The 16064-nt window shown below is 74.6% G+C and carries 16 protein-coding genes; 9 read left to right on the top strand and 7 right to left on the bottom strand.

Annotation, left to right across the window (positions count from 1 at the left end; genetic code table 11):
- Positions 1 to 52: 52 nt before the first annotated feature.
- From ACFP3R_RS23965 to ACFP3R_RS23950, 4 genes are read right to left on the bottom strand one after another with little or no spacing between them, the layout of a single operon-like run.
- Positions 53 to 1102 (bottom strand): ABC transporter ATP-binding protein, encoded by a 1050-nt coding sequence (locus ACFP3R_RS23965; RefSeq protein ID WP_380638631.1) that lies wholly within the window; start codon positions 1100 to 1102, stop codon positions 53 to 55.
- A complete protein-coding gene (gene modB, locus ACFP3R_RS23960; RefSeq protein WP_380638630.1) occupies positions 1099 to 1887 on the bottom strand; it encodes a molybdate ABC transporter permease subunit in 789 nt (262 codons plus the stop codon). Before modB ends, ACFP3R_RS23965 begins: the two co-directional genes overlap by 4 nt.
- Positions 1884 to 2624: a molybdate ABC transporter substrate-binding protein gene (gene modA, locus ACFP3R_RS23955; protein ID WP_380638629.1), complete on the bottom strand. Its 741-nt coding sequence runs from the start codon at positions 2622 to 2624 to the stop codon at positions 1884 to 1886. The genes modB and modA overlap by 4 nt, the downstream gene beginning before the upstream one ends.
- Positions 2621 to 3019: a TOBE domain-containing protein gene (locus tag ACFP3R_RS23950; RefSeq protein WP_380638628.1), complete on the bottom strand. Its 399-nt coding sequence runs from the start codon at positions 3017 to 3019 to the stop codon at positions 2621 to 2623. The genes modA and ACFP3R_RS23950 overlap by 4 nt, the downstream gene beginning before the upstream one ends.
- A gap of 154 nt (positions 3020 to 3173) precedes the next feature.
- Between ACFP3R_RS23950 and ACFP3R_RS23945 the strand changes: the two genes are divergently transcribed.
- Both ACFP3R_RS23945 and ACFP3R_RS23940 read left to right on the top strand, forming a co-directional pair.
- A complete protein-coding gene (locus ACFP3R_RS23945; RefSeq protein WP_380638627.1) occupies positions 3174 to 3653 on the top strand; it encodes a DUF4383 domain-containing protein in 480 nt (159 codons plus the stop codon).
- A 108-nt stretch (positions 3654 to 3761) separates the two neighbouring features.
- Positions 3762 to 3980, top strand: a complete 219-nt coding sequence (locus ACFP3R_RS23940) for a hypothetical protein (protein WP_380638626.1) — start codon at positions 3762 to 3764, stop codon at positions 3978 to 3980.
- Between the two features lie 102 nt (positions 3981 to 4082).
- On the opposite strand, the gene ACFP3R_RS23935 is transcribed toward ACFP3R_RS23940, so the two are convergent.
- Both ACFP3R_RS23935 and ACFP3R_RS23930 read right to left on the bottom strand, forming a co-directional pair.
- Complete coding sequence (locus ACFP3R_RS23935; RefSeq protein ID WP_380638625.1) at positions 4083 to 5000, bottom strand: NAD-dependent epimerase/dehydratase family protein; 918 nt, start codon at positions 4998 to 5000, stop codon at positions 4083 to 4085.
- Between the two features lie 35 nt (positions 5001 to 5035).
- Positions 5036 to 6205 carry a metallophosphoesterase gene (locus ACFP3R_RS23930; RefSeq protein WP_380638624.1) on the bottom strand — a complete coding sequence of 390 codons (1170 nt, stop codon included), beginning with the start codon at positions 6203 to 6205 and terminating at the stop codon, positions 5036 to 5038.
- Positions 6206 to 6314: 109 nt separating this feature from the next.
- Between ACFP3R_RS23930 and ACFP3R_RS23925 the strand changes: the two genes are divergently transcribed.
- Both ACFP3R_RS23925 and ACFP3R_RS23920 read left to right on the top strand, forming a co-directional pair.
- A complete protein-coding gene (locus ACFP3R_RS23925) occupies positions 6315 to 6491 on the top strand; it encodes a hypothetical protein (protein WP_380638623.1) in 177 nt (58 codons plus the stop codon).
- Between the two features lie 147 nt (positions 6492 to 6638).
- Positions 6639 to 8741 carry a putative bifunctional diguanylate cyclase/phosphodiesterase gene (locus tag ACFP3R_RS23920; protein WP_380638622.1) on the top strand — a complete coding sequence of 701 codons (2103 nt, stop codon included), beginning with the start codon at positions 6639 to 6641 and terminating at the stop codon, positions 8739 to 8741.
- A 154-nt stretch (positions 8742 to 8895) separates the two neighbouring features.
- On the opposite strand, the gene ACFP3R_RS23915 is transcribed toward ACFP3R_RS23920, so the two are convergent.
- A complete protein-coding gene (locus ACFP3R_RS23915; RefSeq protein WP_380638621.1) occupies positions 8896 to 9552 on the bottom strand; it encodes a thiaminase II/PqqC family protein in 657 nt (218 codons plus the stop codon).
- Positions 9553 to 9799: 247 nt separating this feature from the next.
- Between ACFP3R_RS23915 and ACFP3R_RS23910 the strand changes: the two genes are divergently transcribed.
- The 5 genes from ACFP3R_RS23910 to ACFP3R_RS23890 all read left to right on the top strand — a co-directional run bounded on the left by ACFP3R_RS23910 (position 9800) and on the right by ACFP3R_RS23890 (position 15751).
- Positions 9800 to 11830 (top strand): diguanylate cyclase, encoded by a 2031-nt coding sequence (locus tag ACFP3R_RS23910; RefSeq protein WP_380638620.1) that lies wholly within the window; start codon positions 9800 to 9802, stop codon positions 11828 to 11830.
- Positions 11831 to 11878: 48 nt separating this feature from the next.
- Positions 11879 to 12088, top strand: coding sequence for a hypothetical protein (locus ACFP3R_RS23905; RefSeq protein ID WP_380638619.1), 210 nt, complete (start codon positions 11879 to 11881; stop codon positions 12086 to 12088).
- A gap of 120 nt (positions 12089 to 12208) precedes the next feature.
- On the top strand, positions 12209 to 14518 hold the full coding sequence (locus ACFP3R_RS23900; protein WP_380638618.1) for a discoidin domain-containing protein: 2310 nt from the start codon (positions 12209 to 12211) through the stop codon (positions 14516 to 14518).
- A gap of 170 nt (positions 14519 to 14688) precedes the next feature.
- A complete protein-coding gene (locus ACFP3R_RS23895) occupies positions 14689 to 15501 on the top strand; it encodes an esterase-like activity of phytase family protein (protein WP_380638617.1) in 813 nt (270 codons plus the stop codon).
- The gene (locus tag ACFP3R_RS23890) at positions 15431 to 15751 is read left to right on the top strand and encodes an esterase-like activity of phytase family protein (RefSeq protein WP_380638616.1); all 321 of its coding nucleotides are present in this window, start codon (positions 15431 to 15433) and stop codon (positions 15749 to 15751) included. Before ACFP3R_RS23895 ends, ACFP3R_RS23890 begins: the two co-directional genes overlap by 71 nt.
- The last annotated feature ends 313 nt before the right edge of the window (positions 15752 to 16064 follow it).

The raw sequence follows: 16064 nt of genomic DNA, 5'->3' as shown, positions 1-16064 counted from the left end.
GAAGTAAACGGGTGAAGTCCCTCCTTGTCAACAGGAGTGGTTGGTTACTCACTCAGGCCGGGTAGGCGCTCACCTCGGTCGCCTTCACCGCGGCCCACAGTCGGTCGCCCGGCTTGAGCCGCAGCTCGGCCACGGTCGCGGTGGTCACGTCGGCCAGCACGGGCGGCGCGCCCTCCAACCGGACGCGGGTGGTGTGCGCGTGCCGCTCCACCCCGGCCACGGTCACCTCCCACGCGTTGCGCGGGCTGCCGCCGGGCCGCGCGGGGTGCAGGCTCACCGCGTTCGGCGGGAACACCACGTGCACGCGCCCGGCCGCCGGCGCGGCCACGGTCAGCGCGCCGCCACCGTCCAGCGCCACCGAGGCGCCCGAGGCCGTGCCCCGGTAGAGGTTCAGGCCCACCAGGTCGGCGACGTAGTCGGTGCGCGGCCGGCGGGCGACCTCGGCCGGCGCGCCCTGCTGCACCACCTCGCCGCGCTCCAGCACCACCAGCCGGTCGGCCAGCACCATGGCGTCGAGCGGGTCGTGGGTGACCAGCAGGGTGTGGCCGGGGTAGTCGCGCAGGTGCCCGGCCAGCTCCGCGCGCACGTGCAGGCGGGTCGCCGCGTCCAGCGCCGCCAGCGGCTCGTCCAGCAGCAGCAGGTCCGGGCGGGTGACCAGCGCGCGGGCCAGCGCGACGCGCTGCGCCTGCCCGCCGGACAGCGCCCGCGGCCGGGTCCGCGCGTGCTCGGCCAACCCCACCCGCTCCAGCCAGCGGGCCGCCTCCGCGCGGGCCGCCGCCCGACCCGCGCCCCGCGCCCGCAGGCCGAAGGCGACGTTCTCCAGCGCGCTCAGGTGCGCGAACAGCAGGTAGTCCTGGAACACCACGCCGATCGGCCGCCGCTCGGGCGGCAGGAACACCCCCGGCGGCACGTCCCACTCCCGCCCGCCCACGCGCAGGTGCCCGCCGGTCAACCGCAGCAGCCCCGCCAGCGCGCGCAGCGCCGTGGTCTTGCCCGCCCCGTTGGGCCCCAGCAGGGCCACCACCTCGCCGGGCTCCGCGGTCAGCCCCACCCCGAGCCGGAACCGGCCGCGGTCGACCTCCAGGCGCGCGTCCAGCGTCACGACGGCCCGCTGACCCACCGGTCGCGCAGCGCGGCCAGCACCGCGACCGACACCACCAGCAGCACCACGCTCAGCACGATCGCCGCGTCCGGGTCGGTCTCCAGCGCCAGGTACACCGCCAGCGGCATGGTGGTCGTCTCGCCGGGGAAGTTGCCGGCGAAGGTGATGGTCGCCCCGAACTCGCCCAGCGCCCGCGCCCAGCACAGCACCGTGCCCGCCACCACCCCCGGCAGCACCGACGGCAGCGTGACCCGCCGGAACGCCAGCCAGCGCGACGCGCCCAGGGTCGCGGCCGCCTCCTCGTAGCGCGGGTCGGCGGCCCGCAGCGCGCCCTCCACCGAGATCACCAGGAACGGCATGGCCACGAACGCCTCGGCCAGCACCACCCCGGCCGTGGTGAACGGCAGCGACACCCCGAACCACTCGTGCAGGTGCTGCCCGACGAGCCCGCGCCGCCCCAGCACGAACAGCAGCGCCACCCCGCCCACCACCGGCGGCAGCACCAGCGGCACGGTCACCAGCGCCCGCAGCAGCCCCCGCCCCGGCAGGTCGCCCCGCGCCAGCACCCAGGCCAGCGGCACGCCCAGCACCACGCACACCACCGTCGCCAGCGACGCGCACACCAGCGACAGCCGCAGCGCCTCGCCCACCGACGCGCTGAACAGCTGCCCCGGCAGGTCGCCCCACGGCGCGCGGGCCAGCAGCCCCACCAGCGGCACCAGCAGGAACGCCAACCCCACCGCCGCCGGCAGCGCCAGCACCACCGGCAGCCGGCCGCGCGTCACGGCGCGTCGAACCCGAACCCGGCCAGCGCGGTCCGCCCCCGCTCGGACCGCACGTGCTCGACGAACGCCCGCGCCCCCGCCGCGTTGGGCGCCGCGGCCAGCACCGCGATCGGGTAGTCGTTGACCGCCAACCCCGCCTCGGGGAAGTCCAGGCCCTCGACCGCGTCGCCCGCGGCGAGCACGTCGGTGCGGTAGACCAGCGCGGCGTCCGCCTCGCCCAGCCGCACCTTGGTGAGCACCGCCTTCACGTCCTGCTCCAGCGTGTCCGGCCGCGGCACGACCCCGGCCGCCGCGAACACCTCCCGCGCCGCCGCCCCGCACGGCACCTGCTCGGCGCACAGGGCGATCACCGGCTCCTCGCGGCCGAAGTCCGCCAACCCGGTCACCCCCGCCGGGTTGCCCCGGGGCACCGCGACGCGCAGCCGGTTGCGCGCGAAGGTCACCGGCGACACCGCGTCGCCGACCTGGCGCATGGTGTCGGGGGAGGCCGCGGCGAACACGTCGGCCGGCGCGCCCTGCCCGATCTGCCGGGCCAGCCCGGAACTGCCGCCGAAGTTGAAGATCACCTCCGTGCCGGGGTTGGCGACCTCGAACTCCCGCCCCAGCGCGGTGAACGCCTCGGTCAACGACGCGGCGGCGAACACCGTCACCCGCTCGGGCGCCTCCGGCCGGCCGGGGGAGCCGCAGGAGACCAGGACCGCGGCGACCACCGCGGCGGCGACCGCCCGCACGCTCACGCCCCCGGGATCTCGACGACCACGTGGGTGGACTTGATCGAGGCGACCGCCACGCACCCGGCCTCCAGACCCAGCTCGTCGGCCGACTCGCGGCTCATCAGCGACACCACCCGGAACGGCCCGGCCTGCATCTCCACCTGCGCCATCACCCCGTCCTTGACCACCCGCGTGACGATGCCGCGCATCCGGTTGCGCGCCGACGCCGCGACGGTCGCGCCCGGCTCGGGCGCCTCGGCCAGGCGCCGGGCCAGCCCGGCCAGCTCGCGCCCGTCCACGCCCTTGCGGCCGCTGTCCAGCCGCACCTCGGCCAACCGGCCCTGCTCGACCCACCGGCGCACCGTGTCGTCGCTGACCCCCAGCAGGGCGGCGGCCTCGCTGATCCGCAAATTCGGCACGAACCGAAGTCTAGAACCGCGCCTGCGGAAAAATCGACCTCGTGGCGTGCGCCGGTGCGACGCGGCCCCGGGTCGGCCGCTCCCGGGGGATCTTGGTTTCGCCCCACCCACCCCGGGTAAGCCAGGCCCAACCAGCCAGATCCGGAGGACCGCCATGACCAGCGCGACCGAGCGCACCGGCACCCGCCGCCGTCCCGTCCAGGCGATCGCGCTCCTGGTGGGGGCGGTGTTCCTGCTGGTCGGGGTGCTGGGCTTCATCCCCGGCATCACCGCCCACTTCGACCACCTCGGCTTCGCCGGCACCGGGTCGCGCGCGGAGCTGTTCGGGCTGTTCCAGGTGTCGGTGCTGCACAACCTGGTGCACCTGCTGTTCGGCGTGGCCGGTGTCCTGGCGGCCCGCGCCGCGGGCGCCTCGCGCGCCTTCCTGGTCGTCGGGGGGTTCGTCTACCTGCTGCTGTGGGTCTACGGCTCGGCCGTGGACGCCGCGGGCGGGGCGAACTTCGTGCCCTTCAACGCCGCCGACAACCTGCTGCACCTCGGCCTGGGCGTCGGCATGGTCCTGCTCGCGGTGATCGCCACCTTCGCCGAGCGCTCCCGGGGGCAGTACCCCGGCACGGAGCAGCGCGGTCGGTGACGCCCGGATGACGCCTCGGTGAACCGGGTCGCGTAAGTTCACCCCGGGAGGCGCTTGACTGGGAGGGCGTAGATGGCGAGTTCCGGACGACGGCGGCGGTTGGGGCGGGTGGACCCCTTCATCCTGTTCACCGTCCTGCCGCTGTTGTTGATCGCGGGCGTCCTGGTCTGGGGTGGCCTGTCCTGGGTCGGTGTGGTCGTCATCGTCTTCGTGGTGCTGCTGGTCCTGGTGGACTCGTGGACGAACCGGCCGTTGCCGTTCGACGTGCCGGACGAGGACGAGGACTACGACTACGAGCCGCCCCCGGCCGGTCGACGCGGCTACTAGTGGGCAGCCGGCGCTACCACCCGTAGCGTCGCTGCCCACCTCCCCGGCGGGGTGAGTTCACCCGGTCGGGAGAACGTCAGCCCCTCCCGGCGGGCCGCCCGACTACCGCCGGTCGCGGGGGAACGTCTCCGCGATCGCCGGGTCGAGGGACTCCGGTCGGGTGGGCGGGATGAACAGCTCCCGCAGCAGCAGGTCGCCCAGGTGCCGGGGATCCAACCCGGACTGCCTGCCCCGCGCGGCGTGCGCCGCCCAGGTCGCCCACAGCGCCGCCCGCACCACCGCGCCCGGCAGTCGGCGCACCGGGCGCGGGTGCCCGGCCGCGCCGGCGACGCGGCCGATCATCCCCGACCAGGTCAGGTTCTCCCCGGACACCGGGATGTCCTCACCGGACGCCCGCTCCAGCGCGTCCACCGCCACCTCGGCCACGCACCGGGCCGTCGTGGCGGCGCTGCCTCCCGGTGGGGCCAGCAGCGGTGACCGCGACCGCGCCCACCGGTCCAGCGGGCCCGCCCAGTTCGGCTCCCGGTCCCGGGCGCGGCCGAACACGAACGGCAGTTCCAGCACCGCCACCGGCAGGTCCGGGCCCGCCGCCACGCGGCCGAGGCGCGCCTGCTCGACCCGGCTGCGGATGTAGGGGTGGCGCTCGGTCAGCCGCCAGCCGGGGTGCTCCCGGTGGAAGTGCGTGTAGTACGACCCGAGGACCACCGCCCGGGTCAGGCCCTCCTCGCGGGCCGCGGTGAGCAGCCGCACGACCGGGGCGACGTTGCCGCGGTGGAACACCGGGTAGGCGGGCCCGCGCGGCACCTCCCGGTCGTCCGCGCCCGCCGCGAACACCACGCCGTCGTGCCCGGCCATCAGCGCGCGGAACTCCGCACCGCTCGCGCGCGTGGCGTCCAGGGCGTGGTCGACGCCGTCGCGCGCGGTCCGCGCCGCGGTCGTCGCCCCGTGCCCCAGCGCCCGCAGGCGCTCCACCACGTGCTGCCCGATCAACCCGCTCGCACCCACCACCAAGACCCTCACGGGGCCGTGATGCTACGCCGGGACCGCCCCCGCCATCACGCTCCCGCGCGCAGGGTCAGCAGGGAGATCTCGCTGGGTGCGAACACCCGCAGCGGCGGACCCCAGAACCCGGCGCCCCGGCTGGTGTAGAGGCGGGTGCGCTCACCGTGGCGGCTCAGCCCCGACAGCACCGGCTGCTGGAGCCGCACCAGCAGGTGGAACGGCCAGATCTGGCCGCCGTGGGTGTGGCCGGACAGCTGGAGGTCGACGCCCGCGGCGACCGCCTTGACGATCTCGGAGGGCTGGTGGGCCAGCAGCACCACCGGGTCCTCGGGCCGGGTGCCCGCCAGCGCCGCGGCGAGGTCAGCGCCGTGGCCGGGTTCGCCGGAGTGCGCGCCGGTCACGTCGTCCACGCCCGCGAACACCAGCCGCGCCCCGTCGCGCTCCAGCACCCGGTGCTGGTTGTGCAGGCTCGTCCAGCCCAGCTCGGTCAGGTGCTCCAGCCACGCCTGGGCATTGCCCAGGTACTCGTGGTTGCCGGAGACGTAGAACCGGTGCGGCGCGCGGACGTCGGCCAGCGCGGCGGCCTGGCCCCGGCGCTGCGCCACCGTGCCGTCGGCGATGTCGCCGACGTGGACCACCACGTCGGCGTCCAGCTCGTTGACCGCCGCGACGGTGGCGTGCGACCAGCGGGTGCGGTCGATCGCGCCGTAGTGGGTGTCGGCGAGCACCGCGACGGTGAGCCCGTCGAACGCCGCGCCCAGCCGGGGCAGCGCCACCTCGGTCCGCCGCACCCTCGGCACGCGCCGCGCCTCGTGGACGCCGTGCGCGGTCAGGGCCAGGCCGATCACCAGCAGCAGCACCGCCACGACCCGGGCCCGCAGCGGGTTGTCCACGCCCGCGACCGCCAGGACGAGCCGCAGCACGTCGGTGACCAGGGTCCAGGCGAAGAACACCCACGCCACGCCGAGCACCGCGTGCGCGACCCGGGCGGCGCGGTCGGTGTGCCGGCGGCCGTGCGCGCGGACCAGCAGCAGCGGGAACGCCACCGAGACCGCGACGAAGAACGCGGTGCCCGCCCACTGCGCCGGCCACGGCCACCGCGCGCTCGGCGCGAACAGGCCGAAGTACGGCACCCACAACAGCAGCGCCGTCACCGTGAGCAGCACCACCGCGAACGCGACGCGGCGCCGCGCGGACGGACGGGGTGGCGCGCTGGTCGACATCGAGGCTCCTCGCCGTTTACGAACCGGTGGTCTGTTAACAGAGGCTAGCTTTCGCGCCGACCGCTGTCCAAAGCGGTTTGTCCACCCGCCTGTCGGCAATCCCCGGGCCATGGTCGACGAGGACGACGTGCGCGAGGTCCGGACACCCGAGCAGGACGAGCGGCTGGAGGAGGTGCGGCGGGACATCGCCGAGGCCAGGTCGGAAGCGGCCGACCTCCGTGAGGCCACCCCCGACCCGTTCCCCGACTCGGACCCGCCGAACGAGGACGGCACCCCGGCCAACTGACCGACTCGGTCCACAGTGGACATTCACCCGAATGGCGGTTGATTCCCGGCGAACGGGTCTGAATAGTGCGATCACCCGGCAGGCTGTGCCGTGATCGTCGTTCTACTCTGGGGGTAACCGGGCGTGGCTCGTCCAACCCGTGCCCCGGTGGACGGGGGACTCCTGTCGCCGGGGCTGTCCGGGCTGCGCCGCACGGTCCGGCTGACCTCGGCGTTCACCTGGCTGGCCGGCGTGGCGTTCGCCGTGCAGCTGGTGTTCGCCGGAGCCGGCCCCGCCCACCTGCCGCTCGCCGCCCTGGCCCTGGTCGTGCTGGCGGCCTGGCTGCGGCCCGGACGCGACCCGTGGGCCGTCGCCGCGGTCGAGGGCGTGGTCATCCTCGGCGCGACGCTGGTGATGCCCACCCCGCAGCCCGTCATCGCCTTCCTCTTCGCGGTCACCGTGCGCCGGGCCCTGCGCGTCGGCGCGGAGCGGTTCCCGGTCAGGGCGCTGCCCGCGCTCGTCGGCTACCTCGCCGGGCTGACCTGGTGGCTGGTCGACCAACCGGCCGCCGTCACCGGACCGCAGGTCGCCGCCAACCTCATGCCGCTGGCCGGGCTGGTGGTGGAGAGCCTGGCGCTGCACGAGGCGGTCCGCGCCACGCGGCTGGTCGAGCGCGCCAACCGCACCCTTGAGGCCGTGGTGCGCGCCAGCCCCGTCGGCCTGGTGCTGCTCGACGAGGAGGGCAGGCCCGCGCTGCGCAACGAGCGCGCCCGCGAGCTGCTGGACTGGACCGGGGACCCGGGCGACCGCGTGCCGTGCCCGCACGGCCCCGACCTCTCCCGCTGCACCGCCGGCTGCCGCACCGCCGGGGAGGCCGTCGAGGTCGAGGTGCCGCGCCCCGGCGGCATCACCGGCGTCCTGGCCGTGCACGCGGTGCCGATCGAGCGGCGGACCCTGGTCACCGCCCAGGACGTGAGCAAGCGGCGGCGGTTCGAGGAGGTCCTGCGCGCCCGCGCCGAGCGCGACGAGCTGACCGGGCTGGCCGGCCGCGCCCACTTCCTGCACCTGGTGGACCAGGCGCTGCTGGCCGGTGAGGCGGTCGGCCTGCTCGTGATCGACCTGGACGGGTTCAAGGAGGTCAACGACGCCGACGGGCACGAGGCGGGGGACTGGTACCTGGTGTCGGCGGCCGAGCGGATCAACCGGGCCGCGGGCCCGGTGGCCGAGGCCGCGCGGCTGGGCGGCGACGAGTTCGCGGTGCTCGCGCCGGGGCACGACGTGCGCGACTCGGCGCGGCTGGCCACCCGCGTGCTGTCCGAGCTGGCCCGACCGCTGGCCGGCCTCGGGCACGACACGGCGATCCGGGCCAGCGTGGGCATCGCCGTGTCGCGGCCGGGCATCGGCACCGCCGACCTGCTGCGGGACGCGGACACCGCGATGTACGCGGCCAAGCGGGAGGGCGGCGCGCGCATCCGGCTGTTCCGGCCGGAGATGGGCGAGCAGGTGCTGGCGCGCCAGCGCGACAAGGCCGACCTGCGCACCGCGGTGGACGAGGGCCAGCTGGTGCTGCACTACCAGCCGATCGTGGACCTGGCGACCTCGGAGGCCGCCGGCGCGGAGGCCCTGGTGCGCTGGCAGCGCCCCGGCCACGGGCTGCTCGCGCCCGGCGCGTTCATCGGCCTGGCGGAGGAGACCGGCCTCATCGTGCCGCTGGGCGCCAAGGTCCTCGCCGGGGCCTGCGAGCAGGCCATGCGCTGGCGCGAGCAGGGCCGCGGGCTCGGCGTGACCGTCAACGTCTCCACCCGCCAGCTCTCCGCGCCCGTGTTCCTGCCCTCGCTCGACCGGGTGCTCAAGACCACCGGCCTGCCGCCCACCCAGCTGACCATCGAGGTGACCGAGTCGGTGTGGGCCGACGAGGCGGCGATGCGCGGCCTGATGGAGGTCCGCGAGACCGGCGTCCGGGTGGCCCTGGACGACTTCGGCACCGGGTACTCCTCGCTGAGCTACCTCCAGCGGTACCCGTTCGACGTGGTCAAGATCGACAAGTCGTTCACCGGGAACCTCGACGACACCGGCCGCACCGCGGGCGTGGTCCGCTGCATCATCGACCTGGCCGAGGTGCTGGGGGCGCACACCGTCGCCGAGGGCATCGAGACCGAGGCGCAGGCGGACTGGCTGCGCCGGGCGGGCTGCGCCTACGCCCAGGGCTACCTGTTCGGCCGCCCCGACACCCCGGAGAACTGGGACAGCCACCCGATCGCGGTGTCCTGACCGCACGGCCGTCCGGGTCCTCGCGCGGAACGGGCGGAACCGCCCGCGCACGGCTCACGACAAGGGCCTGGTCGAGCGCACGACCGGCGCGGGACAACCGGTCACGACCGGTCACGACCGGCGCGGGGACGACCGGGGCCGCCCCCGCGCCCCCTCAGGCCACCCCGGCCAGCGTGTTCCAGAACATCAGCTCGTAGGAGTGCAGCAGCCGGGCCGCCGGCAGGGCCCCCTCCGGGGTCCACCCGGTGGCCAGGACCGCGTCGAGGGCGGCCAGCGAGAGGGCGTCCAACTCCGGCGACGGGGTGGCGAAGAAGTCGAAGAACGCGCAGGCCGCGTCGTCGAATCCGTAATGCTCGCGCAGCCCGCCGGCGATCGTCGCGCAATAGCCGCCCCATTCCGCGAAATTCGCCAGAATCGCGAGCAGCGCGTCGTGCGGATTGCCGTCCAGGGCGAGCCTGGCCACGTACGACGGGTACGCCTGGCACCCCGGCAGAGGCCGGTACGAGGCCAGGTCCGCCCCGGTCAGGCCGCAGGCCGCGGCGAAGTCGCCGAGCTTGGCCAGCGCCAGCCCCTCGCCGCCCGCGACCATCGCGAAGAACTCGCGCTGCGGGCGTTCGGTCGCCTGCGCCGCCAAGGTGAGGAACGCTCGCCAATCGCTGCGCACGATCAGGTGTTCCTCCGCCGCGAGGCCCCGCAGCGCGTCGAGCGACGCCCGGCCGCCGGCGATCAGCGGCGCCAGTTCGTTGGTCCCGCCGTCCCGGCGCACCTCCTCGCGCACCCGCTCCAGCAGTTCCCGCGCTTCGTCCGACATGATCTCCCCAGTGGCGACGGTGTTGGGCGTCAACCCTATCCTCTGGGTGGGGACGATGAAGACTCGGCAACAGGGGATTGACGCAACGTCCCGTTTACCGATCTCATGGCCACGCTTGTCGCAGCGGAGCCGAGCCGCAGAAGGAGAGTCGGGATTGCGCGTCGTCGCGGACAGGTCGGTCGAAAGCCGCGGAATCCCGATCGAAAAACCCGACCGGCTCTGGCTCGGTTACCTGGTTCTCGGTCTGGTGGCCGTGGCCGTCTACTACACCGTGCCGATCTTCGTCGGCCCGGTGCCGCTGCGCGTGGTCGTGTACTGCGCGGTCAGCGCGTCCGCCGCCGTCGCGGTGTGGTGGGGGGTGCGCCGCAACCGGCCCGAGCACCGCGCGCCGTGGGTGCTGCTCGGGCTCGGGCAGGTGGTCTACGCCCTGGCCGACACCACGTTCTACGTCTCCCACTACGTGCTCCACGAGACGCGCTACCCCTCGGTCGCCGACGTGTTCTACATCGGCCACTACCCGCTGGTGATCGCCGGGCTGGTGGTGCTGGTGCGCCAGCGCCGCTCCGACCGCGACCTGCCCGGCCTGCTCGACGCCGCGTCGCTCACCGTGGGCGCGGGCCTGCTGTCGTGGGTGTTCGTGATCGGCCCGCAGACCCGCCTGGGCACACCGCTGCTGGTGGAGGTCGCGTCCCTGGCCTACCCGCTGATGGACCTGGTGGTGCTGCTGGTCTCGCTGCGGCTGCTGTTCGGCGGCGGTCGCCGCGACGGGTCGTTCGTGCTGCTCAGCGCATGGCTCGCGGCGATCCTCACCGCCGACACCGTCTACGTCATGCAACGGCTGGACCACACCTACGCGGCGGGCAACTTCCTCGACGCGATCTGGCTGACCGGCAACCTGGCGCTCGGCGCGTGCGCCCTGCACCCGTCCATGGGCCGGATCGCGCAGAACGTGGACGCGCCCGCGCTGCGGTTGAGCTGGCCGCGGCTGACCGTGCTGTGCCTGGGCGCGCTGATCGGGCCGCTGCTGCTGATCCTCCAGCACGCCCAGGGCGTGCAGCGGGACGTCCCGGCGATCGCGGTCGGCTGCGCGGTGCTGTTCGCGCTGACCACGACCCGGTTGGCGGGCCTGGCGGTCGACCAGCGCCGGATCGCCATCACCGACGGGCTCACCGGCCTGCGCAGCCGCCGCTACTTCGAGGCGCGGCTGGCCGACGACGTGGCGCGGGCCGAGCGCGTCGGCGGCCCGCTGGCCGTGGTGATCCTCGACGTGGACCGGTTCAAGCAGATCAACGACCGGTTCGGGCACCCCGGCGGCGACCGGGTGCTGGTCGAGGTGGCCGACCGGCTGCGCGAGGTCGCCGGCCCCGAGCAGGTGCTGGCCCGCTACGGGGGCGAGGAGTTCGCGCTGATCACCACGGGTGCCGACGCCGAGCAGCCGACCCGGTTGGCCGAACGGCTGCGCCACGCCGTCGCCCGGGAGCCGATCGTCGTGAGCGACGAGTCGTCGGTGACGGTTACGCTCTCCGCCGGCACCGCCGCGTTCGCGCCCCACCACGGGTCGGCGTCCGCGCTGGTGTCGGCCGCCGACCGCGCGCTGTACCTGGCCAAGGACCTTGGCCGCGATCGCGCGGTGGCCGGTGGGACATCGGTCGCGGAGCAGCGGGAGGACGTCGCGGTGGACTACCTGGACCAGGTCGCGGACCTGGTTGACCTGCGGGTGGCGAGCCCGGGGCGCAGCGTGGCCATCGCCGAGTGGGCGCGGACCGCGGCCGAGCGCCTGGAGCGCGACGCCGGCGAGGTCCGCACCGCGCACCGCGCGGGACGGCTGCTGGACGTGGGCATGGTCGTGCTGCCCGACGACCTGCTCACCGAGTCCGGCCCGCTGACCGACCAGCAGTGGCACCTGCTGCACGAGCACCCCGACAGCGGCGCCCGCATGGTCGGCGTGCTGCCCGACCACTCCGAGGTCGCCGAGGTCATCCGCCAGCACCACGAGCGGTGGGACGGCGCGGGCTACCCCAACGGCCTGCGCGGCGAGCGCATCCGCATCGAGGCCCGGATCCTGTCGGTGTGCGACGCGTGGGCCGCGATGCGCGCCGACCGGCCGCACCGGCGGGCGCTGACCCACGAGCAGGCGGTGCGGGAGCTGCGGGTGGGCCGGGGCGCCCGGTTCGACCCGCACCTGGTGGACGTGTTCCTGGAGCTGCTGGACGAGCACGCGGTGGGCGACATGGTCACCGGGCCGGCCGCGCCCCGCGAGGGCACCCGCCTGTCCTGAACCCCGCGTCCTGTCCTGAACCCCGCGTCGCGCGTCGCCTCGATCGCCGTGGACCCGGACGAGGTGCGCGCGTTCCCGGCGGGGCGGCGGGTCGTCACGGTGGCCACGATCGGCCCGAACGGGGACGGCCCCACCCGGTGCCGCTCGCGCACCTCCCGGGTCGGCCCCGGACAGGCCGTGGCCCGGGTGATCGCCACCCCGGACCGGGTCCTGGCGGACACGCACCTGGCGATCAGTGCCCTGCTCGCCGACCCATAGTCGGCTTTTTGCGTGATTAAGTAGACATCTTGCAGACGTTCTGCTTATGGTGTGCGCCGCGCCACACCACGTGACGTCCCTGCCCGCCGCCGGGGTCCTGTCCAACGAAGGGCTGAACCCATGCGCCTGACACCCCACCCCCGGCGCCTGCCGGCGCTCGGCGCGATCGTGACGACCGCCGCGCTGCTGGCCGCCGCCGTGGTCGCGAGCGCGGACCCGGCCGGGCCGATCTCGGTCGCCGCGGCCCCCGGCTCGCCGTTCGACGTCCCGGACCGGGGCGCCGACGTGCCGTTCGTGGAGCACGAGGCGGAGCTGGCCGCCACCAACGGCACGCGCATCGGCCCCGGCCGCCGCCAGGGCACGCTGGAGGGCGAGGCGTCGGGGCGGCGGGCCGTGACGCTGTCCGGCCAGGGCCGGTACGTCGAGTTCACCCTCACCGAGCCCGCGAACTCCATCGACCTGCGCTACAGCGTCCCCGACGGCAACGGCGGCGCGGGCATCACCGCCCCGCTGTCGCTGTACCTGAACGGGCAGAAGTCCGGCAGCCTCACCCTGACCTCCCGGTACGCCTGGCGCTACGGCTCCTACCCGTACTCCAACGACCCGGGCCAGGGCCGCCCGCACCACCTCTACGACTCCACCCGCGCGCTGTTCCCGACCACCCTCCAGGCGGGCGCCAAGGTGCGGCTCCAGGTCGACGCGGGCGACACCGCGCCGTCCTACACGGTCGACCTGGCCGACTTCGAGCTGGTCGCGCCGCCCGCCGGCCGCCCGGCGAACTCCGTGTCGGTCACCGAGCACGGCGCCACCCCGAACGACGGCACCAACGACAGCGCTGCCTTCGACGCCGCGGTGGCCGCCGCCCGCGCCGCCGGCCGCGAGGTGTGGATCCCGGCCGGCCGGTTCACCGTCACCAAGCACATCACCGTCGACCGGGTCACCGTGCGCGGCGCGGGCCACTGGCACAGCGTCGTGACGGGCGACCGCGTCGGCTTCTACGGCCTGGGCGAGCCGTCCTCGTGCGGCCAGGGCGGCAACTCGGGCGTGAGCACCCGCGTCGGCCTGCACGACTTCGCGATCATCGGCGAGGTCACCAACCGGGTGGACTGCGACCAGACCAACGCCATCGGCGGCGCGCTGGGCGGCGGCTCGGTCGTCTCCGGCATGTTCCTCCAGCACACCAAGGTCGGGCTGTGGCTCGACGGCCCCTTCGACGGGCTGACCATCCGCGGCAACCGGGTCGTCGACCAGCTCGCGGACGGCATGAACCTGCACCGCGGCATCAGCAACGTGCTCGTCGAGCACAACCTGTTCCGCAACATCAGCGACGACGGCATCGCGCTGTGGTCCGAGCAGCAGGCCGACCACTCCAACACCATCCGCCGCAACACCGTGGTGGTGCCGATGAAGGCCAACGGCATCGCCCTCTACGGCGGCCGGGACAACGTCGTCACGGAGAACGTCGTCGCCGACACCCAGGACCAGGGCGGCGGCCTGCACGTCGGCAACCGGTTCTCCTCGGTGCCGCTGTCCGGCACCACCACGCTGTCGCGCAACACCACCCTGCGCGCGGGCGTGCTGGACTCCAACTGGCAGTTCGGCGTGGGCGCGCTGTGGTTCGACGCCCGCGACGGCGCCATGACCGGCCGCATCGACGTCACCGACACCGACCTGGTCGACAGCAACTACGAGGCCATCCAGTTCATCAGCGGCACCATCACCAACGTCCACTTCAACGGCGTGCGCATCAACGGCGCCGGCACGTTCGGCGTCCAGCTCCAGTCGCCCGGCTCGGCGTCGTTCACCAACGTGGTCGCCACCGGCCTCGGCCGCGCCGGCGTCTACAACTGCCTGGGTGAGGGCGCGTTCCAGATCACCCGGGGCGCGGGCAACTCCGGCTGGGACGGCCCGTCGTACTGCGGCGCGTGGCCCGAGCCGGTCTACACCGACCCGACCACCCCGCCGACCACGACCACCACCACGACGACGACCACGACGACCTCGGTGGTGCCGGGCGGCAACCTGGCGCGCGGCAAGCCCGTGACGGCCTCCAGCACCACCGGCGGCTTCCCCGGCGGCAACGCGGTCGACGGCAACACCGGCACCTACTGGGAGAGCGTGAACAACCAGTTCCCGCAGACCTTCACGGTGGACCTCGGCAGCGCGGTCCCGGTGCGGCGGATCGTGCTCAAGCTGCCGCCGGCCACCGCGTGGGGCGCCCGCACGCAGACGCTGAGCGTGTCCGGCAGCGCCAACGGCAGCACGTACGGCCAGCTGGTCGCCTCGACGGGCTACCGGTTCGACCCGGCGTCGGGGAACCAGGTGAGCATCCCGGTCACCGGCAGTTCCCGCTTCCTGCGGCTCACCGTCACCGGCAACACCGGGTGGCCGGCCGCCCAGCTGGCGGAGTTCGAGGTGTACGCGAGCTGACGCGACGGGGTGGGTGCTCGCCGGCCGTGCGGCGGGGGAGCACCCACCCGTGTCCTCTTACGAGTGAAATTTGCCGTTCCCTATTGCTTCAGTGTTGCTCAAAAGCAACGTTCAGCCGCGCTCGGGGCGCGCGCCACCCGCCGTTCACCACGCGGTCCTGACGTGCGGCCATGAGGAGAAGCCTGCTGGTCGGTCTGTCGGCGCTGGTGTCGGTCGGGGTCGCGGTGCCCGGGGTGGCGTCGCCGGACGACCGCCGGGACCGGGGGCGGGCGACGCTGACGGGGTTAGCCGCGCTGCCCGCGTCGACGTTCGTGCCCGGCAGCGAGCCGTCCGGGGCGGCGCTGGGGACGGCGCCGGTCAACGGGGTGGTGGCGCCGTTCGCGGACCAGCCGGTGCAGGGGTTCAGCGGGGTGCTGCGCAACGCCGACGGCACCTACGACGTGCTGTCGGACAACGGGTTCGGCACGAAGGCCAACAGCGCGGACTTCGCGCTGCGGGTCCAGCGGGTGGCGCCGGACTTCGGGTCGGGCGTGGTGGACGTGGTCGGGGGGATCACGCTGACGGACCCGCACGGGCACGTGCCGTTCCCGCTGACGCGGCCGGACCGGGTGTTGACCGGCGCCGACCCGGACGTGGAGTCGATCGTGCGGGTGGCGGACGGCTCGTACTGGATCGGGGACGAGTTCGGCCCGTACCTGCTGCACTTCGACCGGGCTGGGCGGTTGCCGGCGCCGCCGGTGCCGTTGCCGGGGGTGTTCGCGCCGGAGAACCCGGCGGGTGCGTCGAACCTGGGCGGCAGCAAGGGGTACGAGGGCCTGGCGCTGTCGGCGGGCGGTCGGGTGCTGGACGCGTTGCTGGAGGGGACGGTCGCGGGGGGACGCGGCGGGCACGCTGCGGTTGAACGAGTTCGACGTGCGGTCGGGGCGGTACACCGGGAGGCGGTGGACCTACCGGTTGGACCGGCCGGAGCACGCGATCGGTGACGCGGTCACGGTGGACCGGAACCGGTTGCCGGTGATCGAGCGCGACGGGGCGCAGGGCGTGGACGCGCGCGTGAAGCGGGTGTACCTGGTGGACAAGCGGGACCGGGACCGGGACGGGGTGCTGGACAAGACGTTGGTGGCGGACCTGCTTGATGTCGCGAACCCGCGGGCGCTGGGCGGGTTCGGCAGGACGTTCACGTTCCCGGTGCGGTTTCCCGTGGCCGGGATCTGTGGTGCGTGTCGGTGCTGAGGTGCTGGGTGTGCCGCCGGAGGAGCGGCGGTGGGTGCTGGAGCTGGGCGCGGCCGCCGCGCCGAGCCTGGACACGGGGTTGTCGTGGGGGCGGTTCCGGCGGGTGGACGCGGCGCTGGTGGCGTTCGACGCGTGGTTGGCAGGGCACCCGGGGCGGTGCACCGGTCGACGCGGGTGTTGCGCGGGTACGAGCGCCTGCCCGCGGTGCTCGGCGGCTGATCCTCGACGGCTGATCCTCGGCGGCTGGTCCGGTGCCGGGCCGGCTTCGCCCGTAGCCTGGTACGGCACCCTCTTGTGCGATTCCCCCGGGCCC

The sequence above is a fragment of the Saccharothrix lopnurensis genome (genome assembly GCF_042658445.1).
GTDB classification, from domain to species: Bacteria; Actinomycetota; Actinomycetes; order Mycobacteriales; family Pseudonocardiaceae; genus Actinosynnema; species Actinosynnema lopnurensis.
The sequence above is the reverse complement of the archived record's forward strand: the minus strand, read 5'-3'. Positions and strand labels throughout refer to the sequence as shown.

Bases quoted from the DNA above. Each gene is read 5' to 3' on its own strand.
- ACFP3R_RS23895 (WP_380638617.1), top strand. From the start codon at position 14,689: ATGAGGAGAAGCCTGCTGGTCGGTCTGTCGGCGCTGGTGTCGGTCGGG.
- ACFP3R_RS23900 (WP_380638618.1), top strand. From the start codon at position 12,209: ATGCGCCTGACACCCCACCCCCGGCGCCTGCCGGCGCTCGGCGCGATC.
- ACFP3R_RS23930 (WP_380638624.1), bottom strand. From the start codon at position 6,205: ATGTCGACCAGCGCGCCACCCCGTCCGTCCGCGCGGCGCCGCGTCGCG.
- ACFP3R_RS23925 (WP_380638623.1), top strand. From the start codon at position 6,315: ATGGTCGACGAGGACGACGTGCGCGAGGTCCGGACACCCGAGCAGGAC.
- ACFP3R_RS23945 (WP_380638627.1), top strand. From the start codon at position 3,174: ATGACCAGCGCGACCGAGCGCACCGGCACCCGCCGCCGTCCCGTCCAG.
- ACFP3R_RS23915 (WP_380638621.1), bottom strand. From the start codon at position 9,552: ATGTCGGACGAAGCGCGGGAACTGCTGGAGCGGGTGCGCGAGGAGGTG.